Genomic DNA, 25,408 nt, shown 5'->3' with positions numbered 1-25,408 from the left:
CACTATTTTTCTACTTAAAAAAACCCCTCTTTTGTCTAAACAATGGCAAAAATGAATTCGCAAAAACGTCCTCTTTTCGGGTTGCTCCTGGTGCTGATCGGGCTGGTTTTACTTCTGAACAACCTTGGTGTGATCAGCGGGCTACCGGGTTACGTTTTTTCCTGGATCAACATTTTCCTGCTTCTGGCCATTGCCAACTTATTCTCTGGGAATTTTCGTGGCGCATTATTATTTGGCGTGCTTTGGAGCTTCTTTATGCTCCAGCAGTATACCGATATACGCCTGAGAGATTACTGGCCATTGATTTTGGTGGTTATTGGCCTCTCCATGCTGCTGCGTAAACGACTCCAACCACAGGTCACTGCCACATCCGATGATTCCTTTGATGAAATCAACATTTTTGGCGGAAGCACAAAAAAGTATACCAGCTCGTCCCTCAAAGGAGGGAAAATCACCAACATCTTTGGCGGATCAGAAATCGACCTGCGCGATTGCCAACCCGAAAGTGTGGTGGTTATTGAAGTTTTAACTCTTTTTGGCGGATGCGACCTGATTGTGCCCAAAGAATGGAACATTTCCGTAGATACTACGGCCATTTTTGGTGGGTTCGACGACAAACGAGAGGCTTCATCACACAAAGACCCCGCTATGGTCTATATCAAAGGGATCACGATCTTTGGTGGGGGTACTCTCAAAAGCTCCAAGTAGTTTACTCCTTTACTTCCACTCCTTTCCAGAAAGCCACATAGCCTTTAATGTGCTTTGCCAGTTCGCTCGTTTCCGGATAATACCAGGCCGCATCCGTATTTGTCTTTCCATCTACCTCCAGTGTGTAATAGCTGGCAGTACCTTTCCATGGACATACTGTGTGGGTATTGCTTGGCTTGAAAAACGTCTGTTTAATGGCCGATGAAGGAAAGTAGTGATTATTCTCTACCACCACTGTTTCGTTGCTCTCAGCAATGAGCTGCCCGTTCCAAAATGCTTTCATCTTTTAGTCCTTTTCATGAGTTAACCCCGGACGCTCAAACAAGGTTTGCACAAGCAGTCACAGATGTCGCGTCATTGACCATTGGGCATTTCGAACAAATCATCATTGGCGCCCATTCCTACATAGATCTCGTCAAATACCAGCTCCCTTTCGAAATCCTCTCCCTTAAAATAAACTGCTGTGGGGACAAGGAGCCCATTGTACAGTTTATACTTCTCGATGGTTTTTAATATACTCACGGGTGTGCCATCAAATTTCGATTCTATTTTTTCATAATAGAGCCTATAGTTCTTCTGGTCGATATAAAATGTCCGCCGATAAGAGGCCTCGTCCATGAGAAATGTAAAATAGAGCACCCCTTCTATATCCGAAAGACCCAAAAAGCTGAGGTGATCTCTGAGTGGATCGAGGGGGCTGCCCCTGGAAAAACTGTTTTTAATAACGATCTCCTCTGACGTGCCCATCTGCTGCACTTCGTAGCGTGACTTCCATGGTGCAACGATCCAGGAGAGCTCGCCATTGGTAGCCTCTGCGTAGCGTTTGTTTTCGTAAGTTCCCTCCAGGCGGATTTTACCTGGATATTTATAGGTGAGCTTCATCGGATACGAGTGATAATCCTCATCTACCCACTTGCCATCCACAATCACACTATTCATTTCCTTCCACAGGTCCTGACCATGAGCCTTGAAGTGCTTTCGTAAAATTTCCCTGGCCTCCTGGGCCATTGAAGCCTGAGAAACAAGTAGCAGAATAAAGATGAAAAACTGTCTGATCATTTTATGATTCCTGATGAAACAAAGGGCCGTCAATGATGACCACCCCTATGAACGAAATGTTTTGGCAATTATTTACAGTGTCAGTGGGTCCGGGTTGTCAAAAGCTCCTTTGGGTACTGTCTTTAACACTTTGATCTCCGTAAGGTCCCTGTCTCCGCGCTCGCCTGATAGCAACAGTCCGTCATAGTCTTTATAGTCAGTCCACGGCAGCACAAAATTAGGTTCTTCCTGTGTGGCCTCTTTGTAATATGCCCACTGCTGAATCAGGCGGGTATCAAAGTCGACCCACACGTCATAGGCATTGTCTGGCGTAACGCCCACATTTTTGAAAGTGAGTCTCAGTACATCTGCCCGAGCTCCCTGCCGGGTGGTGTCTTCACCCACATAGGTGAGTGTCACGCCGGAATCCTTTAATTTGAAAGGCATCACCAACCAATATGAATCATTGATCCACATTTTGCGGCCCTGCTCCAGGTACTTACTGATGGAATCCGGTTGCATGTACTTGACTTTATCCTTCCATACACTCCCAGTCATGTCATTCAAATCCAGTGCAATCACCATTTTACTGGAGGGGATATCTATACGAACCTTGTTATTGGCCTTGTCCCAAAGCAAAGTTCTTACTCCCAGAAAATTCCAGGATATCACATTGGTCTGATCCCATTTCTCCCGACCACCCATGGCATTCATGATCTGATCGGCCATGACAATGGCATGAGGAGTAGAACCCTCAATATCGAAACCGTCCGCAGGAGGATTATTGTAGACCACAATCTCCGTGGGCTCCCCGCTGGCATCATCACCAAAACCTGCTTTATCAGCAGGTTTGCATGATACCAATATAGCCAGGGAGATAATAAAGGCATAGAAAAGCCTGCTTGCCTGTCTTTTCTTCGAAATTTTTAACTCGTGACCGTACGCTGATTCGAGGGAAGGAATTGTTATTGATCTCCACATCTGCTGTTTCATTAAATGGGTTATACTTCAAGCTAACAACTTTTTTTCTTTAGTAAAGCGCTTTGTCTCATCTGTTTCGCTCAGGCTCCAAATTTTGGCAGGAATTTCTCAACTATAAATAATTCGATTCTATAATAAGCACCAGAGAGATGCCGGCCACTGCTGCACTAATGACCATCTTCCAATCTCTCCTGCTCACCCCGGCCATGCTCACCAGCACAAAGCCAACTACCAATAGCGATGCTACAATAATTAATTGCCCAACCTCTAAACCAATGTTGAATGCAAAAAGTTGGGTGATGATGCTTTCATCCTTTCCCAACAGGGTTTTGAGGTAGTTAGAAAATCCCAGACCGTGAATCAGTCCGAAAAAACCCGCGAAAAAATAATTCCGGATGCTCACGTGTGTGTTTTCTGAGCGGGTAAACAAGTTGAAAACTGCCGTAATGAAAATGGTGATCGGGATCAGAAATTCGATCAGGTCGGGATCTACCTCCACAATGGAAAAAGTGGCCAGTGCCAGTGTAATGGAGTGACCAAGCGTAAAGGATGTGACGAGCGTAAGGACACTCTTCCAATCGTCGGCCTGGTAAAGCGCACAAAGGGCAATCACAAAAATGATGTGATCGTATCCATTTTTATCCAAAATGTGATGCAGCCCTAAGTCGTAATAAATCTGAAACTCTGACATATGAAATGCGAAAGTATTGAACATGGCAGATTTCATCAGGTCTGGCCTTCGAAAATTTGATGAATGGTTACTGTCAAATGCATTTTCATTTACTTTGATGAAAGAAACCCTGCTTTTTTAAAACTGACCAATTCCAAAAATGTACCTGATCCTTTGGCTCCTGCTCCACCCTTATCATGTCAGCGTTTGTGAAATAGTGGTAGATCCAGAGGCTACCACCATTCAAATCACACACCGCCTGTTTGCTGAGGACCTGGAGTTGGCCTTGAGAGCACATACAGCAAACCCGTCACTCAATGTATTTGAGGACTCATTGCCGGTGATGAGTGGGTTGAAATCCTATTTTCTCAAAAACCTCTCTCTCCGTGTGAATGGAGAGAATATGAACTGTACATTCCTTCGCTTCGAGGTAGAAGACGATCTGATCTGGTGCTATCTGGAGGTTACCTATCTAAAGGGCCCCGGGCTGCTGGACGTGCATAACTCTGTCCTTCTTGATCAATTTGACGATCAAAAAAACCTGGTTCATATCAAATCAGGTGACCTGAAAAAAAGCTTCCTGCTCGACGCTGACACCCGATCAGCAAGTTTCAACTTAGAATAACCCGTCAGCCAGAGGCAAGTCAATCCTCTTTTTTTTATACCTCTTCCTCACCTTGCACAGCTCCACTGCGCTTATAGATAAACTTGGAAACAATGGTTTCCACTGGAAACAAAATAAGACCCAATATGGTGTGCATCAGTACCTGAAAAATGGGTGCCCCACCAGCATAATGCTCCAGATATGGCTCCAGCTGAGTGTGAATATATTCAAAGGTGATAAAGAGGCTTACGTAGATCATAAACTTGATCAAAAATCGATTGCTGGTATTTTTACTAAAGACGAATGTCATCGCAACGAGCAGCACCAGAAAGGCGATTTCTCCAGAGGAAAACCACCAGGTTTCCCAGTATGGCAGGTTCACTATAAATGAGGCTGAATATATATTGTCTTCACTCCAGAATTCCCGGTGATTAGAATGTCTTACCTCAAATGTATATTCTCCCGGATCGAGGTTGGTATAGGTCATATTGGTCTGTGACGTGGGTGGTGACCACTCTGAATCATAACCAATCAGTCTATATTCATACAGGTTTTCAGCAGGCTCTCGCAGGTTGATCGCGATGTAGTCAAATGTCAGTTCATTTTGATCATAATTGAACTCCAGCCCGTCTGGAATAGTTGTGCTATTAATTGGTTCTGAGGTGAATGACGCCATGTCTATTTCCTCATAGAACAGCCGGATGTTGGTAATCTCAGTCTTCAGCTGCCTGTAAGTGAACTTCTTATGAGGGAGCGATAGAAAAGTGACGCCATTCAGGTTCCCAATCCACAAGTTATGGTCCCAATCAGCAAAAGCGCTGCCCATCAGGAAATCAACCTCCTGAAGCCCTTGCTTCTTAGTGATCTGAGAGATCGAAAGGTCAGACTCGTCCACTCGGCTCATCCCTTTTCGATGACCTACCCAGATATGATCATCCTGATCTGCGATAACTGAGCTACAATAATCAGACATCAGGCCGTTGTCCTGGTTAAATCTCACAAAATTTTCTCCATCATACTCAAACAACCCGTTTCCATAGGTAGCAATCCAGATATTTCCGGAGCGATCCATGGTGATGTCATTGATCTCCCGCGATGGGAAAATCTTTTCCTTAGTTAGGAGATCAACAGACCCATTGACCTTGATCACAGCGAGTCCGGAAGAATGTGCACCAGTCCAGACATTTCCTTCTCTATCCGCCAGAAGTGCATAGACTTCATTGTGGTAGAAACCGGTGGTCGTTGCATACTGGATCTGAAAAATCCCCTTTTTATCAAACTTGAATATTCCATTTCCTGAAATGGACACCCATATATTCCCAAACAAGTCCACCTCTATGGCCCTTATGGGTGAGCTAGCATAGTTCACGTCGATTGGTAAGGGACGGATATTTTTCATTTCTTCGTCGGCCAGAAAAACACCCTTGTTTTTTGTGCCAATAATGAAGGAGCTGTCCTGCGCATACGACAGAGAAGTAATAGGAGTATTGGCCATCTCTCCACCCAGCATTTGGAATCTCAGGCTATCGGACTGTCCACCGTAGTAGCCTTTGACCATCCCCTGATCTGTTCCAAAAAACATTTCATGCTTTCTGTTTTGGATCGTCGCATTCACACTGGTTACACCAAGTTGCTTGAAAGAAAAATAATGTAGTGACTTTTCCACCAACTGAGCCATGCCATCACCCAGGGTTCCGGCCCAGGCTGTTTCTTCATTGTCCACCAGTATCGCTCCTATCTGATTTCCGGGAAATCGTGTCTTGGTATTGAAATGGCTATATAGTGCCGGCAGGGAGTTCTCGTAGTTGAAGTTAATTTTGTAGAGTCCCCGATAAGATGTGCCAAGCCACAAATCACGCTCCTCTGTTTCCCCAATGGCCACTATGCTCTCGGTCTGCAGAATCTGGGTTCTGATACAAATATCCTTATGCTTTCCACTTCTGTCTCCTGAGGCATTGAGCAAATACAGGCCATTTCCTTCGGTCCCTACCCAGAATCCCTTTGAAAACCTTCTGGGCTGTATTGAGCGTACAGTGACATAGTCCAACTCCTCAACAGATCCAATGGCCTGCGGGGTTCCGCTGGCAATGTCGAATTTAAAAAGCCCATCAGAGGTTCCGATGTATAGAATATCATTGAAAATGGTCATTGAGTATGCAATGAGGCCGGCTAATTCAGGATTAGTGTGAACGGTGACTTCATCCCCATTAGACTTCTTACTGATCAACCCATTGTTTTGAGTGAGAAACCACATGGTCAGATCAGATGCTTCGCAAATCGCCTTGATTCCGCTAGCAGTATTACTCGCGGGTGCCACCTCTATAAAAGATCTGCCATCCCATTTGATTATAGCCCCCTTACTTTGTCCGAAATAGAGATAACCATCGTTTGGACTGACATAAGAAGCCGTATACGCATCTGGCAGAGAATCCTTTTCCAGATACCCTTTGAATTCCTGACCGTCGTACCGATAAATACCGTTCTCTGTGCCGATCCACAAAAATCCATCACGATCCTGAGTCAAAGAATAAATATAAGCGCCAGATAAGCCGTCCTCGGCTGAAAAAACGCGGGTGTCGAAAAAATTGGCAATAGCATTGGTACTCACAAGAAGTGAGAATAGCAGTAAAAAAACTTGTCTCATAGTAGCTAGTCTTTGATGTAGGAAAGGTTGACTTTGTATCTGTATTTTGGAGCTCCTCCAATTGGTATGGTAAAGAAAGGAATGGCCTTGTCGTACTGATTTCTGAGATAAAAAACCATGTCATTGTTCACCCGGCCATGCTTAAGGATCTGGATATCGATGGTGGTGTTTTGTTCCTCCTTAGAAATATCGTGGGTGCTGTGGGCCCACCCCAGGTTGGGTGATCTCGCCATTTTGTGCCTGTTTTTGGCCACCGAATACAATACGATCTCACCATCATAGTCAAAATCAAAATTGTGCTGGGTAATTGAAATAACATCCTCGTCCACAAAAGGATAAATATGAGCAATGATTCGCTCCTCCTGTGGGAGCCTGAAAGAATACTCATAAGTAAAGGCATTCGCACCTTCCACCGGGATATTCTCCGTGGGACTCAGACTAAAAAAGTAGCGGTAAAGGTTTCCGTCATCTCCTTTGGCTCCTTCACAGATCACTTTAAATACGCGCCCGTTCATAGCAGGATCATTCTCTCCCTGGGTAGGATTGAATGGCCCGAAAGTATACCAGTCTGCATCATATCGTACCTCATTCCTAAAAGACTTGGTAGCCAGCAGGGTGCCACTTTTGAAGTTTCCAATGGGGTCGATTTCCTGAGCATCCGGTTCGGTATGCGCCCGCTCACCCCCATAAATTGAAAATTTAGTGATGGAGTTAAAAGCCCCTTTGGGCTCATCGAATTTACCTCCCACATCCGGGTCAAACACCCTCAGGTAAACAGGCTCCGTAAAAGTATAAGGCACCACAAAGAAAAATGTCTGTGTGTAGTCGTCGTCTCCCCAGGACAGGGGCGATTCTTTGCTAAACGTAACCAAAAAGTCGACCTTCTCTACTTCATTGGGCACGCGCTGCGCCTGAAGATCAAAGCATGAAGTGATCCCCAGTAAAAACAATACATATACATAGCCGCTCTTCATTCTCCTTCCACGTTTAAACCCATAATTTTAAAATCTGTCCTTCTGTTGAGTGATTCATCTTCATAGTCGCATCCCTTGGTCACGCAGGTGTTGATCAGCGCGCGTTGGTCTGATGGGTCTGCCGGAATGAGTCTGGAAGCCTCGATGCCTGCTTCTACCATATAATCTCTAACCTCCCCGGTTCTATTATTAGAGAGAGTGATGTTGCGCGAATAGCTTCCGCCGGTATGGGTGTATGACCCTATGAGCACCTGAAGGAATGAATACTTCTGTAGAAGGAGGACATTAGCGTTGATAGATTTTTTTACCTTTTTGGAGAATTCCGTGGCGTTGAGTTCAAAAATAACCGGCTTGAACATCGTAGGCTTTTTGCTTAAAATGGTTTGGGCGGCTGCCTTCAGGGCTTCGTACTTCTGCAAGTTGGTATCACTGCTTCCTACCCTGAACGGGTCCGACTCTATCAGGAAGTTTCCCTTGAAGACCAGCAGGCTGTAAACAGGACCCACTTTCATTGAATCCATCGCATTTACCTGATTGTAGACCCCATTGAGGTTCTCCAGTATTTGATATTTCGAACTGCCCTGCAGAAACCTTGAACTCACTTTTAACTGATCAAAGTAGGCTTCCAGATCGCCTCCCGTGGGGTCGGGAAGTTTCACATCCAGAAGCTTCTGAGCGCACATGTATACAGTATCTGTTTTGTCCACCAATTCAACATTTAAAATCAGGGGAAATCTGTTCGCCGAATAATAGACAACTTCTGGCTGCGTTCCACATTCAAAACGCCCGTCTCCGAGCGACCAGAAATAATTTGTCGGTGTAAAGTTGTCTGGAAAACTCAAGGTATAATCCGGTACAAATGCCGCTCCAGCCTTTGGTTCCATCTCATTGAAGCCCAATGAGAACTCTCCCCGAATGAAAACATCCACCTGCAATTCATCCTCCATCACCACCTTTGTCACCAAATCAGTCACTGTGAGAGAAGCCTCGTATTTCCCAGGCTTTTGGTAGCAATGCTTAATTTCCAGTCCCTCCTGGGTTTGCCCGTCGCCCATTTTCCACATGAACTCCATCTCCAACCCATCAAAGTCATATGATTGCGTAATGTCCAGGTTAATGCATTTGAGAGGCTCGATATAATCCGTGCACGCCTTTCCACCTGAAATATAAAACCGCTCTGCTCCACAGTCCTGTGCTGAGGTATTCATCACCATGATCATCATGGTTAAAAATATTACACTTAGTATCCTGAGTCGTTTCATACTTATCACCTTATAATCACGTTAAACTCTGCTCTCCTATTGACGGCATGCTCTACCTCAGAGCATTTGGTATTGTTGTCGCAGCCATTTAAAATTCCCTGCTCGCCGTAGCCATTGATAAAAAATCTGGAGCCCTGTACCCCTTTGGACATGAAATAGCGAGCCACCATCTGAGCCCTCTTAAAAGTAAGTTCGTTATTTTCTGCGATTGTGCCACGACTATCCGAAAAGGCATTAATTTCTAGTTTGATTCTGGGAGAGGCTTTCAAAATAGCGACGGCCTGATCCAACTGCGGTTTGTACTTTTCCATAAAACTCTCGTCATCCCTATCAAAGTAAATATTGCTCAGCTCAAAAGTCTCACCCACCTGCATGCCCGAGGCGGTAACCACTTCAATGGCCCGCTCCTTCATTGACATCTCAGCATCCATCGCTATTTTATCAAGCATGATTTTCTCCTCTCCGGCCACAAGGTATTTATAATCACCTAGCTCACGGTATTCATAAACCTGATCTCCCACGGTCAGCACGAGCCTTTCTTTGTTATAGTATTTGGAGTAACGTTTGAAATCTGTGGTGTCTTCTTCTGCCTCCTTGAGCACAGACCTGTCCCTTTTCAAAACTACATCGACCTCCTTGAGCGTGCCTGCATCCTGAAGCACCGTGCCAAGGCGATATTTATGAGATTCATAACCCTTCTTGATCACCTCAAATTCATACTTCTCTCCCGGCATAGCCACAAAATCCATTATTCCGTTCTCATTGGTCGCTCTGGTATCGGTGAGCCTGCCTTCCTTAAACACCTTTATCTCTGCCTCCTTTATTAAGCTTCCTGTTTCATCATCGACCACCACGAACTCAATCGCCACCCAGATCACCCTAAATTTGTAGATATCATCGTCTTCTCCACCTCTCTTTCTATTGGAAGTCAAAAACCCCTCACTCCCCAGCTCATTACTGGTATAACCAAAATCATCCTTGGAAGAATTGAAAGGGAAGCCGAGGTTCTCAAGCACAAGGTTTTCCTGAGACAGGTCCACCCTGAAAAGGTCCCGTCCACCAAGTCCTCCATGGCCATCAGATGAGAATACCAACTCATCCTCATTCATCACGTATGGAAAGGACTCGTTCCCCTCCGAGTTAATCACTGGTCCCAGGTTGATCGGTTTACCCCAACCTTTGCTGGTCCACTCCGATTTATAGAGGTCACTATTTCCATAGCCTCCCTTAAGGTTTGAGGCAAAGTATAACACCTGACCATCCGGAGAGATCGCCGGATGTGCATAGGAGGTAGTTCCCTTACAAAAGGATAATTTTCTCAGGTTTTCAAATTCGTTGGTTTCAGGGTCGAGTTTGGCGCTATACAGCACCAGGTGTCCGCCATCTCCCTTATGTCCATCAGATTCATTCTGGGTGAAGATAATATTATGATCCCCGTAAAAAACCATTGGCCCCTCATGAAACTTTGAGTTCAAATCCGGGTGAAATTTCTCGGGCTCAGTCATTGTACCGTCTTCGTTTTCATGGGTAATGTACATATCAGTATAGCTCTCCACTTTCCAGTTAAGCACATTCTTGAACTTATCACTATTGCCCCGCCCCGAAAGAAACACCAGCTTATTGCCATATCGCGCAGGTGCCCAATCTGCGTGATCTGAGTTTATGTTGACTGGTGTTAGTACCACAGCCTGAGAGTCCTTAAAATGAAAGTGTAGCTGATCCAGGGTCGCTATTTTCTTTTGGGCTCGGGTATCATGAGCCTTCATTTCAGAATACTTGTGAAACCAGATTTTTGCTTCATCATAATGCTCATTATTGGTGAGCGCCTGTGCATAGTGCAGTAGATAAATCGGGTCCACATCTTCATTCTGGCCTATTCCGGTATTGTACCACACTTCAGCATCCAGATAATCATTGATCATTCGGTAACACTCAGCCGTCTTAAGTGCTATCTCCTTGCGCGTCGTATCCCTGCGATAGACCTCACTGAAAAGTTCCGAGGCTTCGCGGTACTTGTATTGTGCAAAGTAATTCTCGGCTCGCTGCTCCTTGTCAGAGAAATTATCTAATAGTTTGACCTTCTGACCAGTAGCTACTACTGAGCAGAATATCATCAATACCAATATTTTGCTTTTCATTGAATTGCTAAAAATGTCGCGGGTTTAAGAGTCTCTTTGCTCCTTTATTGAATCTATAATTTAACACCAGTTCGTGGCTTCCTGAGTTAGTCGACCGCAGGTTGGTAGTGCCCATATCGTAGGAGTATCCCAAACGCAGGTGATGGGAAACCTGCAGTTCAAAAATCAGGTCTATAGACTCCAGGGCTCTGTAGGAGACGCCCAGCCAGATAATGTCGTTGAATAGAAAGCTCGAATTGATATCGACACTAGGCTTACTCCGATCAGCTAACCTCAGCATCATGTTGGGTTTCCACTTGATGGAGTGATTGAGTGTGATCACGCCTCCAGCAGTGAAGAAGTAATGCCTGATCTGACGAGCTCCGTCAGCGTACTCCTGCGAACTGTATGGATTGGTGATGAGCTCAGGAATACTGGCTCCCACGTACAAAGCAGGAAGATAAAAATACGCTCCTACTCCCACATTGGGTAAAAACGACGTAACGTCATTGGCGAGAAAACGCTGATCATTGCTGTTGGTGAGTCTCAACTCCGAAAGGTTAGTGTCATAAACTGAAAAACCACCCTGAATTCCGAAAGACAGGTGATAATCACGGTGATCAATTTTATAGGCATAGGAGCCATAAACGGTATGGTTAGTGGTCACACCTATTTTATCTCTGACAATCAGTCCTCCTATCGCAATGTGTTCTTTGTGAATGGGGGAATGTATTGCCAGTGTCTGAGTATTAGGCGCACCTTCCATGCCCACCCATTGGTGTCTTGTAAACATCGTGAGGCTCAATGCCTCATGGCTTCCTGCATACGCAGGGTTAATAGCCAATCCATTGAACATGTATTGCGTGAACATGAATTGCTGCTGTGCAAGTGCGAATGTGGACCAAATCATCAGCCCAGATATCATTAAAAATTTTCTCATCTGCTGATTACTATAAAGCCCTGAATTCTATTTTCACTTCCTATTGGTCCGGAATGATGTCCGAAACTCACGATATAGAAGTATGTGCCATCTGGAACTCCTTTTTTGGAGTGGTTGTCACCCTTCCAGGCGTTGTCCCCGTTGTTATATCCGGTAGATTCCCAAACAATCATTCCCCACCTGTTAAAGATTTGAACTACGTTGTCCGGGTATTCGTCAATGCCCTCTATGATCCACTCATCGTTGATCCCATCCCCATTGGGAGAAAAGCCCTGAGCTGCCAAAATCCGCTCACAAAGCTCATCCGCATCGATATAGTTGGCAATTCCGTCATTGTCACAATCATCAAACCCTTCTATATGATCAGGTCTGGTGTCATCGTCAGAATCCAGGTCACGATAGTCCGGTAATCCATCTCCATCGGTGTCCACTGGTTCAGTCGGATCATCACCTGCTTCTAGCTGATCCGATAAACCGTCATTGTCAGAGTCTGTATCCTGATAATCAGGAGTGCCATCTTCATCGGTATCCCCAGCTCCAATTTCTACATCATCCGGGATGCCATCACCATCGAAATCCTCCCCAACTACAGTGATAATGATCATGCCCTCAGCACACATAGAAGGTGCCCCTTTGTCACATACGGTATAAAACTGAACATACTCCCCTATGACATCATTGGATCTGAAAATAAAGTTGCCATCCTCTGAGAGTTCAAACTCCGAATGGGTGGTGTTATTCTGGTTAAGTTGAGTGGTAAGCTCATCAGACTCTATGTCAGCGTCGTTCTCTAAAACATTGGCTGTCAAAGTCTCGCCAAGGGCCACTTCAAAAGTATCAGCCATCGTTATTGGTGCGTCATTGACCGGGGTAACCTGAATCATGAATTGAAAAACTTCACTTAATTCTTCTCCGTCATTGACGACTATATTCACAGCTAAGAGGCCGTTGAAGTTCTCGTGAGGTGTGATTGTGAGTCCATCAAACTGATATAAATTTCCCTGCTGAATTTCAATGCTCAACTCATCCTCACTTGAATCCTCATCCTCAATGATCAAATCAGCTTTGGTAAGTGCATAGAAGGAATCTTCCACAATGGTCACAGCCTCTTGCGACCGAATGCTAGGTGGAACATTATCGAGTACCTCTGTATTGACTGTGTATGGATAAGGCTCACTTTCAAGCTCACCATCCGAAACTTTCACCATGACATCCAATGCTCCGGTATATCCTGCATCGATGATGACGGATTTTCCAGTAAAGGAATAGTGGTCACCTTCCAAAACAAAAAGTTTAAATTCTTCCGGGAAGTTGTTGTCAGGGTCTGCCACTACCAGGCTGGTCAATTCTATATCGAAAACCACTCCCGAAAAAACCTCTGGTGCAGTATGTTTGATAATGGTTGGCTGATCATTGATAGGTAGTATTTCCAGGTTAAACACCTGTGGCTCGCTCGTATCAACACCTCCATTGAGTGTGCCTCCGTCATCCTTCAGGATCACGGTTATTTCGGCTGTTCCAAAGGCATTCCATTTGCTCTCAAATGTAAGGTCACCTGACTCATTCATAGATGGCCCTGATTCAAACAAGCCATCGTTAGTAGTAGAAAAAACAAAGCTCAATGTCTGGTTAGACTCATTATTGGCTCCCCAGCTCAACGAGTTTGCCCATCCATCGAGACTTTGTTTTCCTGTATCTTCATCTATGCTAATATCATTTCCTTTTACAAAACTTGGAGCATCGTTTACATCGCTCACGGTTATTTCCAGATCAAATACCTCAGAATCTAACCCTCCATCATTAACAGCTACAGGTACAGTCAGAATACCATTATAGTTTGCCGCAGGGGTGATGGTATTGCCACTGATCGAATAATTACTTCCATTAAAGATGATCAGTTCAAAATCTGTAGGGTATTCATTGTCCACATCACTCACCATCAGGTCCGACAGATCGATGGAGATCGGTGTGTCTTCTGTAGTTTCCAAAAGTACCTGACCAGTGATCTCTGGCTGATTGTTGATGGACACTACGGTAAGATCCACTGTTTGATCCGGCGCATCCAGGTAGAGCGCATCATCAGAAGTGCTTACTGAAATGGTCGATGTTTCTTTTAAATCCTCTAATACACCTGTTTCGGATGCGTTTACTATGATCTCCTGAGCAAGATTCCAGTTGGCCGTGGTAAAGGTGATCTGAACAGGATTGATTTCGAGTGTGGCATCATTAGATAGTGTGATGCTCAAAACAACATCTGAAAGCGGTTCGTGGCTCAGCCTAACGTCGAATATTTCTGACGAGTTTTCATCAACGGATAGACTTTGAGGACTCACAACCAATCCAGCTGTGTCATCATCAGCGATAGAAACACTTACGTCCTGCGCAGACAATCCCACAAATTCCGGGTCGGATGTTGCAGCAACACTCGCCGTTATGATCAGTGCTTCTGACCGAAGATCCATATCCTCTATGCCTGTAACGGTAATCACTCTTGGGCTCTCCCAATTGCCCGCGTCAAAACTGATTCGGCTATAATCGGTTATGCCTGCCGCTGGGTCACTGCTCTCAAAATCTATAAATACCGGAGATGTTGGTTCAATGTTGAGTACCACGTTGAATGTGGCACTACTTCCCTCTGTGGTTGAAATATCTTTCGGTGTAACCGTAAATGCCGCTTCATCAGGATCAGAAACGTTCACCTCCACGTCTTTTGCTGTCAGCGCTGTAAATGACGCATCGGCTGAAGCAGAAACACTTACGGTGATTGTGGCCGTTTCAGATACCATGTTATCGTCTTCAAGAGCAGTAACTATGACCGATTGAGGGGTGTCCCAATTACCAGCAGTAAAGGTTAGTTCAAGCTGATCAAGTGAAATGATTGATTCGTGGCTATTGGCCATGGAGATCGTTACTTCCGCTGATGGTGCTGAGCTAAGTACAACACTCAATGATCCTGCTTCACCTTCTTCCAGGTTGATCAAATCTGGAGTCACTATAAAACCTGCTTCATCATTGTCCGTCAGTGTGATATTGACCTCCTCGTTCGCCAAGGTGTCAAAAGCATCGTCGCTTGAAGCATCCACACTTAAGGTGATAACTGGCGTCTCTGATACCAAATTCGCATCTTCCACCCCAGACACGGTTACCGTTTTGGAAATGTTCCAGTTAGTCGCATCAAAACTCATTCGACTATAATCGGTAATGGCCGCCGTGTGATCGCTGCTGGTGAAATCTATGAATACTTCGTCTGCTGGCTCGGCATCCAGCACCACGGTGAAAGTATTGGTGCTGCCCTCATTCACTGACAGGCTTAATGGCGTGACAGTAAATCCGGCCAAATCATTATCAGCCAGCGTGACATTCACGACCTGATTGTTCAGGGTATCAAAGGCATCGTCACTTGATGCATCCACACTTAAGGTGATAGTTGGTGTCTCTGATACCAAATTCGCATCTTCCACCCCAGACACGGTTACCGTTTTGGAAATGTTCCAGTTAGTCGCATCAAAACTCATTCGACTATAATCGGTAATGGCTGCAGAGTGATCGCTGCTGGTGAAATCTATGAATACTTCGTCTGCTGGCTCGGCATCCAGTACTACCGTGAAGGTGTTAGTTCCGCCTTCATTCACTGAAAGGCTCAGTGGCGTAAGAGTAAATCCAGCCTCATCATTGTCTGCCAAAGTCACATTCACGACCTGATTGTTCAGGGTGTCAAAAGCATCATCGCTGCTTGCGTCTACAATGCTGGCGGTGATGGTCGGGGTTTCTGAGATAACATTGGCATCTTCCACCCCCGTGATGGTCACGGTCCGGGCTACACTCCAGTCGGTATTGTCAAATACTACACTTGAAAGGTCTACGGTCGCAGCGGCAGTATTGCTGCTGGTTAATGATATCGTGACATCACTCGATGGCTCGGCATCCAGTACTACTGTAAAAGTATTTGTGCTGCCTTCACTTACTGAAAGGGTTAATGGTGTGACCGTAAATCCAGCCAAATCATTGTCTGCCAAAGTCACATTCACGACCTGATTGTTCAGGGTGTCAAAAGCATCGTCACTGCTCGCATCTACTACACTGGCGGTAATGGTCGGGGTTTCGGAAATAACATTGGCATCTTCTACTCCGGTTACTGTCACGGTCTGGGCTACACTCCAGTCGGTATTGTCAAACACTACACTTGATAAGTCTACGGTCGCAGCGGCGGTGTTGCTACTGGTCAATGATATCATCACATCACTCGATGGCTCTGCATCAAGCACCACGGTGAAAGTGTTTGTGCTGCCTTCATTCACTGACAGGCTTAATGGCGTGACGGTAAATCCGGCCAAATCATTATCAGCCAGCGTGACATTCACGACCTGATTGTTCAGGGTATCAAAAGCATCGTCACTTGATGCGTCTACACTTATCGTAATAGAAGGTGATTCGGAAATCAGGTTGGCGTCCTCTTCTCCGGTTACTGTTACTGTTTGAGCCACACTCCAGTTGGAGTTGTCAAACGAAAGGTTCGTGAAATCTATGCTTGCTTGCGCGCTGTTGCTGCTCGACAATGTCAGGTTAACTGTTCCTTGTGGTTCATCCCCCAATACAACATCAAAAGTTCCCGTAGTACCTTCATTCATTGAGAGGCTCGTAGGGGTGACAATAAACCTGGCCGTATCATCGTCCTGAATGGTTGCGGCCACATCATCAGGGTTCATCCCGCTATATTTTGAATCTGTTGAAGTAGCAGTAGCCACAAGAATAGTCACCGACGAATTACCATCAACCTGAGTATCGTCCTGGCCGGTCACTGCCACCTGCTTAGGCGTATTCCAAGTTCCAGGAGTAAAAGTCACAGACGAGACATTCACCGTCGCTTCACCCGTATTGCTGCTGGACACACTTATTGATACATTTTGCGTTGGCTGGCTATTGAGCACAATAGAGAAGTTTTCCGGAGCCCCGGATTCCGACATGGTAAGTGAAGTCGGTGAAACCAAAATGCCTGCCACGTCATCATTTTGATTGGTCACACTTACCAATTGATTAGGAACGGCATCATAAACATCGTCAGATGCGGCATCATCAACAGCCAGCACCAGGTTGTACGTGACATCTCCGTCATCCACATTATCATTAACCCCTGTTACGATGATCAGCTGAGCCACATTCCAGTCTGTATCTGTAAACGTGAGCTGAGCGGGGCTCACAGTGCCCTCACTCAAATTCGCAGAAGTCACATCGATGACTACATCGGAGGATGGTTCTGTGTTTAATTGAACCCAGACGGTATCCGTTGTTCCTGTTTCAGAAGTGACTGTTGACCCTCCGGATAGCGTAACCTGGATACCCGAAACATCATTGTCTGCTGTGGTCACAGTAACATCTGCCGGATCCATGTTGTCATAAGTTGGATCACCTGAAACTGCAGGATCCAAGACGATCAGGTAATTAATGTCTCCATCCTCAACAAGGTCATCAGCTCCCGTCACTGTGAAGCTGTTGGCAGCATTCCAGTTCAAATTGGTAAAGCTGAAAGTCTTGGGGTTGACATCCCCTTCCGTCAGGTCATTACTCCACAAGGTAACATCCACAGCGGCGGATGGGCTACTTTGAAGACTAATGGTAAAGTTGGCTGTGGTGCCTGATTCATTCACTGTAATTCCAGAAAGGGGTGTAATCGTAAAACCCGGATCATCGTTGTCTACGTTGAGCGCTGCAATCACCTGATCAGTCATCAGATCAAAGTCGTCATCGGAAGCTCCTGTATTGACAGAAAAGGTAATGGTATATGGATCGTCACCATCCACAGGAGTGGCATCGTCCTGGCCTGTAATGGTAATAACTTGAGGAGTATCCCAGTTGGTGTTGTCAAAAGTCACTGACGCGACATTGACACTCGCCACAGAGGTCGGTGAAATGACGAGATCCAACTGCACATCGGTGGTAGGTTGAACATCCAGCACAATCGAAATAAAATCAGTTCCGCCAGCTTCTGAAGTCACGGTAGTTCCGCCGGATTCAGTGACACTAAAGCCCACCACTTTGATATTGACAGGGATATCCGTGACCGAGTTTGATCCTTCGGAATCCAGCGCCACTATGTCAAATGCAGAAGTAAAGCCCGTAGAAGATGGAGTCCAGTAAGCATTAATAGAAGCATTGATCGTATCATTCGATCCCGCAGCATACGGAGTGGCCACTCCTGAAGAGGTCCCCAGTGAAAGGGTTCCGCCATTTAAGTTGGTTACCAAATACCCCGCAATAGGACCTTCTACGTCAGACGCGTCAGACGCTGCTTCCAGTTCCGCGAAAGTAATTTCGAATTCATCGGTTAGAATTCCCGCTTCCAACGGGGAAGTCAAACTCGTGAAAGTAGGTGTTTCGTTTGGTGTCATAGTCACACTGACCGATTCGAAAGTTTGTCTTCCATTGCTGTCAGTGATGGTGACGGTAATGATACAAGTGGTGACGGTAACCACCGACGGTGAAGTATAAGTAGGTGTGGAAGAGGTGGGATCGTCAAAAGATCCACCACAACCCGAAGACCAGTAATAACTGGGTGTAGAACCATCGCGGGTGGTGGCAGAAATTGACAGGTCGTAATCCTGTGCCTTATCCATGTATGCCGGTACACTGATCGAATCAACAATTGGCACTTTACCCACTGGTGCTAATATGGAGAAATTGAAGAATGCACGCTGAGCCGCAATATTGGCTATGTTTCCACCATCCAGGTCATGACCGCCCTGATACAATACTTTACCATTTCTCGGATCGCCAAATGAGTGACCAAATGCCAATACCGCGGCTTCTCCATCGGTAATAATTCCATTCACCACATCACTCTGATCGGGATCCCATACTGCAATTTTTGTGCTTGATAACCATGAGCTACCCTGGGCCTTGCTGGGAAGATAAACCTGCTCAGAGCCATTGACAGAAGCTGCATCTAGGTCTTGCATAAACTGCATGAATGGATGGGCTGGATAATCATAAGAATAAGGTACACTCCCATCGTCATGAGCCAGATAACTCACCAGTGAATTAGTGGTCAAAAAATTCATCTGTTCAGTAACGTCTGCAGGGTTCACCAGGCTTTCAAGCACACTCACGGCGTGACATCCCGCCCAGATCCATCCACCTTCTCCACCTTCATCTACCGACTTGTTCCAGTTGTAGAGGTTGCCATGATTGGCCCACGACGGATCAGCATGTGGCAAAATGAAAATATCATCCGTACCATCGAGTGCAGATGGGGGCTTGACGGTATAGGATGTCAATGGTATCCCGGCATTGTCAAAGTAATTGGCCGCAATGGCTTCATTGTCCTGATCGACCGTCCAGGTAGTATAGGCAGTAAACGTGACATAAATGGGTACATTCAATGCCTCCGTGGTAGTGGTATATCCTTCTACCCCCTGCAGCTCCCATTCATCCAGCACTGCATTGACAGAATCGGTACGGTATTCGGCAGAAATAATGAACGGTGCTCCACGATAATCTCTACCCTCGTGGCTAAAGTCAATTTCATCCTTTTCCTTGTCCATACGGATGGCAATTTTGACCGGCACCTGGTAATTGCTGGTCAGATCAAAGATTAAGCCATAAGGTTTCAGGGAGTTGCCAATGGTGGGAGACAGAGAGCCCATATCCACGATGTAGGAGCCCGCAGGAATGGTCTCGAGTTTGGACTGGGGCTCATCAAAAACATTGATCTTGAAAGTTTTGGTCGTTTCATCCAAGCCGCCATTGACCGTGCCACCATCATCGGTTACAGTTACGGTAATGTTGGCTACGACGGATACCTTATTGGCCAGTGTAAATGTTAATTCACCCGTACCAAAGTCAATACTCGGAAGAACCGAAAAAATAGACGGATCATCCGTAGAAATTTGGTAAGTCAGATTCTGCGTTAATTCCGGATCACCATCACCCGCACCACTGAAAAAATTGAGATAAGAATAAGAGGCCTGGTTGTCATCTACATTGAGGTCTCCGGTAAGGGTAAATACCGGGCTATCATTGACCGCAACAATGTCAAAAGTAATAGTCGCTGAAGCATCCGAATAAACCTCTCCATCGTTCACATAAAAATCAAATGACGCGTACGAGTTTCCCACTTCCTGACTATCGGGAATATAATTGAACTCATTGTTATCAATTTCTGCCTTTGTAATTGTATCATTCACGCTGAGCTCCTCGCCAACATCATAAGCATTGTTTTGAGGTGCATTATCTTGAAACAGGATCCCCTTCACTGGCAAAGTGCTCACTTGCAGCTTGTCAATATCATCTCCATCATCATCAGCAAAGCCCAAATCAGCAACAGTGATGACGGCCACCGAATCTTCTTTGGACGTAATCGTGCTACCATCCGCTGTAGGGGCAAAAATATTGTAGGTATTTGTACCGTTTAATCCATTGTCTCTATTCAGAACCACAACATCAGGAACTATCATTCCATTGTACTGTAAATCACCTGAAACAGCATTGGATGTAATCAATTCATAAACCCTGGTTCTCTCAGCTACATTGTCATCGGTACCCGTAATGGTAATGACCTGAGGTGTATCCCAATTAAGGGAAGTAAAAGTTATACTTATGGGAGATACCGTACCTTCCGCCACATCGCTGGAGAAAAGGGTAATGGTGACAGGAAGGGTCGGTGAAGCGCCTAGTACGACAGACACATAATCTGAAGGGCCGTTTTCGGCCGTGATGGTATTTCCGTTGGTTTCGGAAACTATAATTCTTTTGGATTGCGTCGGGGGTATATCTGAATAGGTAGGTCCAGAGCCCAGGAAATCTCCCTTTAACCCCTGAAAATCAATTGTATAGAGTGTATTACCACTTTCGTCCAGTTGGATGTTTGAATTATTTCCTTTGTTATCAAATTTACCCAGGTCCTGGGTAACAGAGCTGAAGTCATTCATGATAAACATGGCCGATCCGCCATCTAGGGCTATATCGCCGGCTGGTGAAAGGTGAAGTTGCGCCCCTGTCATTTGGAACACACCAGGATCATTGATGGTCACTTTTCCTTCTGAGGTCACCGACCCAAACATTTCTATGGTTCCCTCATCGGCTATTATGTCATTGGACATACCAGCAATGTCTCCGTAAATAAACAGTTGGCCTCCTGTGTGAACATGGATCTTTCCATCGATGTAGTCTATATTTCCATAGATGTAGAGGGTGGCATTGTTCTCAACAATGATGCTTCCATCTATGAATCCGATATTGACATCTATGATGGCACACTCACCTGATGGTACGTCAAATCCGTCTTCGATAATGATATTGGGATTGAACACTACACCGGAGCAGTCAGTGAGGTCGGTGGCGAGGAGCTGAGACGAGAATGTAGCAGCCCACAAAACCACAGATAAAAGATATGTGCTTATAATTCTTAGCATTAGGGGAGCGTAATGCTTCGAGCCAGTGATGACCCGAATCATCACATTTCTTTTTTCCTGGACTACGAAATTGCTCATTTTCGTCCCCTGGTCGCTCGTAATTTCGTTTCGAGGATTGTTAAACTCGGTGAGTGGGTATAAATTCTCGTTGAGTGATTTGGCCTTTTAAAGAAAAGTTTGCGTTTTCTGTCCGTTATGTTTGAATTGCTGGTGCCAAATGTGACCATGCTGATCCTTGGGGGTGAACAGAATTCTGATCAGTCTCATGCTAACAATCCGCCTGGTCTTTGATCCTAAAAAGCAATCTCCCCCAGTACCGCCCAGTCTTTGCCAGTATGTTTCAGCAAACAAACAGAGGCACATTCCCAGCTTGCATGATAGGCTCTTTGTTCATACTCAGGCCACACCTCCTGAAATATTGGTTTTTTCAGGTCTCTGAAGGCAATGGTCATGTGCGGATGAAACGGCAGGTTTTTATAATCTGCGTTTTGAAGTTTTAGATCCAATCGCATTTGTTTGACCACCTTTTTTTTGAGCTCGTCCAGAGGCGAAGTTTTTTCAACATTTATATAAATCACACGGGGGTCAAAGCATCCAAACCCATTAAGGTTAATTTCTATCGGTGTGGTATTCCTAACGGCTGCCGTCAGACAGGTGATGATTTGATCTTCACGATCTACCCTGAAGGTGAAAGGCATATGAAGTGTAATGTGGGCCGGTGACTTCAATGCCGCCTTAGGTCCATATTTTGTCTTTACTTCTTCCTTCATTTGCCACACCTCAGATTTGACGGGCTCTGGAGGGATTAGTGCCACAAAGTAAAGTCGCTGGATTTTGCTCATAGGTTCTCCCATTCATTCAAAGGTTGGCAAACTGTTTAAATAAAAGTGTTCTATCTTCATCAATTGATAAAACTTTGTTCCTATTGATCAACAAATTCATCATTTCAGGCTTGTATGGCGTCCTTCTCCTTTCGTTGGTGGAGCCTGTCAGTGCTCAGGAAGAACAATGGCAACTGGCCAATCTGACTAATTATACATCATATCCCGAACCAGGAAGTCCCGAATGTCTCGAATACAATGGATGCCAATGGGCCGGGTATTTCGCTTTTGTAGACGGTCAGCAACCCGAAGAATGGGTCAAAAGTCACAATATCATTGCCATACACTCCAAAGACGGAGCCCGCTATCGATTGAAGACTTTTCTACTTAAGCAGGGAAAGCTGCAAATTGAGGCCACCGTGTATGACGTCTGCGCCGATTCTGACTGCAATGGCTGCTGTACGCAAAACAGCAGCGAAACCGGTTTCCTGATTGATATCGAAAAGTACACCATGGAACGATTTGGGTCTGGAGCAGGGGTCGTGCAGTGGCGGTGTCTCGATTGTGAATAAGTCCATGCTTTATGGTTCCACCACTCAACGAGTCATATATCCGAAAATATAATTCTTACTCAAGCTGGTCAATATTAAGCCGGTAGATCTCCTTGAATCTCCCGAATGACTGCTAACTTATCCTGGCCGCAAGGTCATCTTCATGATGTCCTGATTGTTAGTCGACCTCAAAACACAATAACTTATGAAATACCTGACCCTCGCCCTGATTACTGTTGCCGCTTTCGCTTGCTCTCCTAAATCCACTCCCTCCAGCAGCACGGATACATATGAAAGTACAGTATCCAAGCACAAGAAATACGAAGGCTTCTTTGATTTTTATTGGGATGCTGAGAAAGGAAAGGTCTTTTTGGAAGTAGAAAACCTGGGTGAGGAGTTTCTCTACGTCAACTACCTGGCCGCAGGCATAGGATCTAATGACATTGGGCTGGACAGAGGACAGGTGGGAGATAACCGAATCGTGAAGTTTGAGCGAAGCGGACCAAAGGTGTTACTCATCCAACCCAACTATGGATACCGGGCGGTCAGTGAAAATAAAGAAGAAGTACGATCCGTCAACGAAGCTTTTGCACAGAGTGTTCTGTGGGGATTCAAGGTGGAAAAAGAACAAAACGGTAAGGTATTGATTGACATGACGGATTTCCTCCTGGCCGATGCTCACGGCGTGAGCGAAACCCTTAAAAAATCCAAGGAGGGCAGTTACACGCTGGATGCCAGCAGATCTGCCATTTATCTGGAGATGACCAAAAATTTCAAGGACAATTCAGAGTTTGAATCCACCATCACATTCAAGGGTACGCCTACCGGAAGTAACATCAGGTCAGTGGCCCCAACTGCCGAATCCATTACCGTGAGAATGCACCACTCCTTCGTTCGCTTACCTGACAATCAGTATAACCCGCGAAAATTCGACCCACGAAGTGGTTTCTATGCGTCCTCCTATCAGGATTACGCCACGCCCATCGAAGAACCGCTGGTGAAGCAGCTCATTTTTCGCCATCGACTGGAAAAGAAAAATCCAGAAGCCGAATTGAGTGAAGCCGTCGAGCCAATCATTTATTACGTGGATAAAGGTGCCCCTGAACCCGTAAAATCCGCACTGATAGAAGGTGCCAGCTGGTGGAATCAGGCTTTTGAAAAAGCCGGGTTCATTAATGCTTTTCAGGTATATGTATTGCCGGATAGTATTGATCCATTAGACATCAATTACAATGTCATCCAGTGGGTGCACAGATCTACCCGCGGCTGGTCTTATGGCTCGTGGATAGCCGACCCACGAACAGGAGAAATACTCAAAGGTCATGTTTCGCTGGGTTCATTGCGGATCCGTCAGGATTTTCTGATTGCTACTGGTCTGCTACAGCCCTATGAAGAAGGTAAAGAACCCAGTGGAGAAATGCTTGAGATGGCTCTCGCCCGACTCAGACAGCTTGCTGCTCATGAAGTGGGGCATACGCTTGGCCTTTATCACAACTTCGCGGCCAGTGCAGACAATCGGGCGTCAGTCATGGACTATCCGCATCCTTATATTCAAATCAATGAAAATGGTGAAATAGATCTTTCTGATGCCTATGATGTGGGTATTGGGGCATGGGATGAATTTGCGATTCGTTATGGCTACTCTGTTTCAAATGAAAATGATGATTCCCATTTACAAAGCATCATTGATGAGTGGATTTCCGGTGGCTATCACTTTATCATGGATTCGGATGCCCGGCCCAAAGGCGGTGCTCACGCCACGGCACACCTCTGGGACAACGGTGAAAATGCAGTGGACGAACTGGTTCGCCTGGCAGCCATTAGGACAAAGGTACTTTCTACTTTTTCTGAAAAAGCCATCAAAACGGGGCAGCCCATCTCCGCACTGGAAGAGGTATTGGTGCCTATGTACTTCCTCCACAGGTATCAGATAGAAGCCGCCGCCAAACTAGTGGGTGGCCAGCACTATGCCTATAAAACCAAAGGCGACAAATTGCCACTGCCAGAAATGGTGGACCCAGCAACTCAACTAGCCGCCATAGACGCGCTGGTCGGCACTCTTTCTACCGGCTTCCTAAGCGTTCCGCCACATTTACTCCAGCTTTTAAGCCCCAAAGTCCCCGGACATGCCAGAACCCGGGAGAGTTTTAAGTCAAATACCGGGGTCACCTTCGACCCGGTAGCCGCAGCGGAGATGTCAGCAGAAATGACGCTGGAGATGCTCTTTCAGCCTGAGCGAATCGAACGACTCACTCAACAGAACCTTCAAAAAAGCTCATTTCCCGGATGGAAGGAGCTCATTCGTAAAATCAATGATCAGACATGGAGTGCTCCTTATCCGGATGGCTTGGCCAAAGAAATTAAAATGGTGGTGGAAAAACGAGTTCTATACCATCTGATGAACCTATCCACAAGCTCAGGGACAGAGATGACGAAAGCCTTGGCCAACTTTGAGCTGGAGCAATTGATGAAAATGGTCTCCATCAAAAAGAAGACTGCAGTTGATCCCCTGGTAAGTGCGCACTATGCCCATTGCATCCGCCTATATCAGCAGTTTCTGGAGGAACCCGAAGATTTCAAAATCCCCGCAACATTGTCCCCACCGGATGGAAGTCCCATAGGCATGGATTGCATGACGGAATAACTTGATGATGTGTCATCGAGTTTGAATAAACACCTACTGAGATAATG

15 protein-coding genes are annotated in these 25,408 nt (G+C 45.7%); 4 read left to right on the top strand and 11 right to left on the bottom strand.

The annotated features are described in order from the left end of the window. Positions 1-51 precede the first annotated feature (51 nt). The gene (locus tag RIH33_RS10700; protein WP_406654731.1) at positions 52-708 is read left to right on the top strand and encodes a LiaF transmembrane domain-containing protein; all 657 of its coding nucleotides are present in this window, start codon (positions 52-54) and stop codon (positions 706-708) included. Between the two features lies 1 nt (position 709). Here the strand turns inward: RIH33_RS10700 and RIH33_RS10695 are convergent, their stop codons facing one another. From RIH33_RS10695 to RIH33_RS10680, 4 genes are all read right to left on the bottom strand, one after another. Then, positions 710-991 (bottom strand): DUF427 domain-containing protein, encoded by a 282-nt coding sequence (locus RIH33_RS10695; RefSeq protein ID WP_406654730.1) that lies wholly within the window; start codon positions 989-991, stop codon positions 710-712. A gap of 71 nt (positions 992-1,062) precedes the next feature. Then, complete coding sequence (locus RIH33_RS10690; RefSeq protein WP_406654729.1) at positions 1,063-1,767, bottom strand: hypothetical protein; 705 nt, start codon at positions 1,765-1,767, stop codon at positions 1,063-1,065. 72 nt (positions 1,768-1,839) lie between these two features. Beyond that, positions 1,840-2,739: a hypothetical protein gene (locus tag RIH33_RS10685; protein ID WP_406654728.1), complete on the bottom strand. Its 900-nt coding sequence runs from the start codon at positions 2,737-2,739 to the stop codon at positions 1,840-1,842. A 100-nt stretch (positions 2,740-2,839) separates the two neighbouring features. Continuing rightward, positions 2,840-3,454, bottom strand: coding sequence for a HupE/UreJ family protein (locus RIH33_RS10680; RefSeq protein WP_406654727.1), 615 nt, complete (start codon positions 3,452-3,454; stop codon positions 2,840-2,842). A gap of 103 nt (positions 3,455-3,557) precedes the next feature. Between RIH33_RS10680 and RIH33_RS10675 the strand changes: the two genes are divergently transcribed. Further along, positions 3,558-4,022: a DUF6702 family protein gene (locus RIH33_RS10675; RefSeq protein WP_406654726.1), complete on the top strand. Its 465-nt coding sequence runs from the start codon at positions 3,558-3,560 to the stop codon at positions 4,020-4,022. Positions 4,023-4,056: 34 nt separating this feature from the next. On the opposite strand, the gene RIH33_RS10670 is transcribed toward RIH33_RS10675, so the two are convergent. The 7 genes from RIH33_RS10670 to RIH33_RS10640 all read right to left on the bottom strand — a co-directional run bounded on the left by RIH33_RS10670 (position 4,057) and on the right by RIH33_RS10640 (position 22,199). After that, positions 4,057-6,645 carry a two-component regulator propeller domain-containing protein gene (locus RIH33_RS10670; protein WP_406654725.1) on the bottom strand — a complete coding sequence of 863 codons (2,589 nt, stop codon included), beginning with the start codon at positions 6,643-6,645 and terminating at the stop codon, positions 4,057-4,059. 5 nt (positions 6,646-6,650) lie between these two features. Further along, positions 6,651-7,619 carry a hypothetical protein gene (locus RIH33_RS10665; RefSeq protein WP_406654724.1) on the bottom strand — a complete coding sequence of 323 codons (969 nt, stop codon included), beginning with the start codon at positions 7,617-7,619 and terminating at the stop codon, positions 6,651-6,653. Then, a complete protein-coding gene (locus RIH33_RS10660; RefSeq protein WP_406654723.1) occupies positions 7,616-8,881 on the bottom strand; it encodes a PKD domain-containing protein in 1,266 nt (421 codons plus the stop codon). Before RIH33_RS10660 ends, RIH33_RS10665 begins: the two co-directional genes overlap by 4 nt. A gap of 5 nt (positions 8,882-8,886) precedes the next feature. Continuing rightward, a complete protein-coding gene (locus RIH33_RS10655) occupies positions 8,887-10,995 on the bottom strand; it encodes an OmpA family protein (protein ID WP_406654722.1) in 2,109 nt (702 codons plus the stop codon). 31 nt (positions 10,996-11,026) lie between these two features. Continuing rightward, positions 11,027-11,938 (bottom strand): type IX secretion system membrane protein PorP/SprF, encoded by a 912-nt coding sequence (locus RIH33_RS10650; RefSeq protein WP_406654721.1) that lies wholly within the window; start codon positions 11,936-11,938, stop codon positions 11,027-11,029. Beyond that, positions 11,935-21,345 (bottom strand): gliding motility-associated C-terminal domain-containing protein, encoded by a 9,411-nt coding sequence (locus tag RIH33_RS10645; RefSeq protein ID WP_406658709.1) that lies wholly within the window; start codon positions 21,343-21,345, stop codon positions 11,935-11,937. Before RIH33_RS10645 ends, RIH33_RS10650 begins: the two co-directional genes overlap by 4 nt. 293 nt (positions 21,346-21,638) lie before the next feature. Then, positions 21,639-22,199, bottom strand: coding sequence for a 2'-5' RNA ligase family protein (locus RIH33_RS10640; protein ID WP_406652186.1), 561 nt, complete (start codon positions 22,197-22,199; stop codon positions 21,639-21,641). A gap of 71 nt (positions 22,200-22,270) precedes the next feature. On the opposite strand from RIH33_RS10640, the gene RIH33_RS10635 reads away from it, so the two are divergent. Both RIH33_RS10635 and RIH33_RS10630 read left to right on the top strand, forming a co-directional pair. Beyond that, positions 22,271-22,738 (top strand): hypothetical protein, encoded by a 468-nt coding sequence (locus RIH33_RS10635; protein ID WP_406652184.1) that lies wholly within the window; start codon positions 22,271-22,273, stop codon positions 22,736-22,738. Positions 22,739-22,922: 184 nt separating this feature from the next. After that, positions 22,923-25,361, top strand: coding sequence for a zinc-dependent metalloprotease (locus RIH33_RS10630; RefSeq protein ID WP_406652182.1), 2,439 nt, complete (start codon positions 22,923-22,925; stop codon positions 25,359-25,361). Positions 25,362-25,408 lie beyond the last annotated feature (47 nt).

The organism is Marinoscillum sp. (assembly GCF_040222955.1).
GTDB lineage: Bacteria > Bacteroidota > Bacteroidia > Cytophagales > Cyclobacteriaceae > Marinoscillum.
The sequence above is the reverse complement of the archived record's forward strand: the minus strand, read 5'-3'. Positions and strand labels throughout refer to the sequence as shown.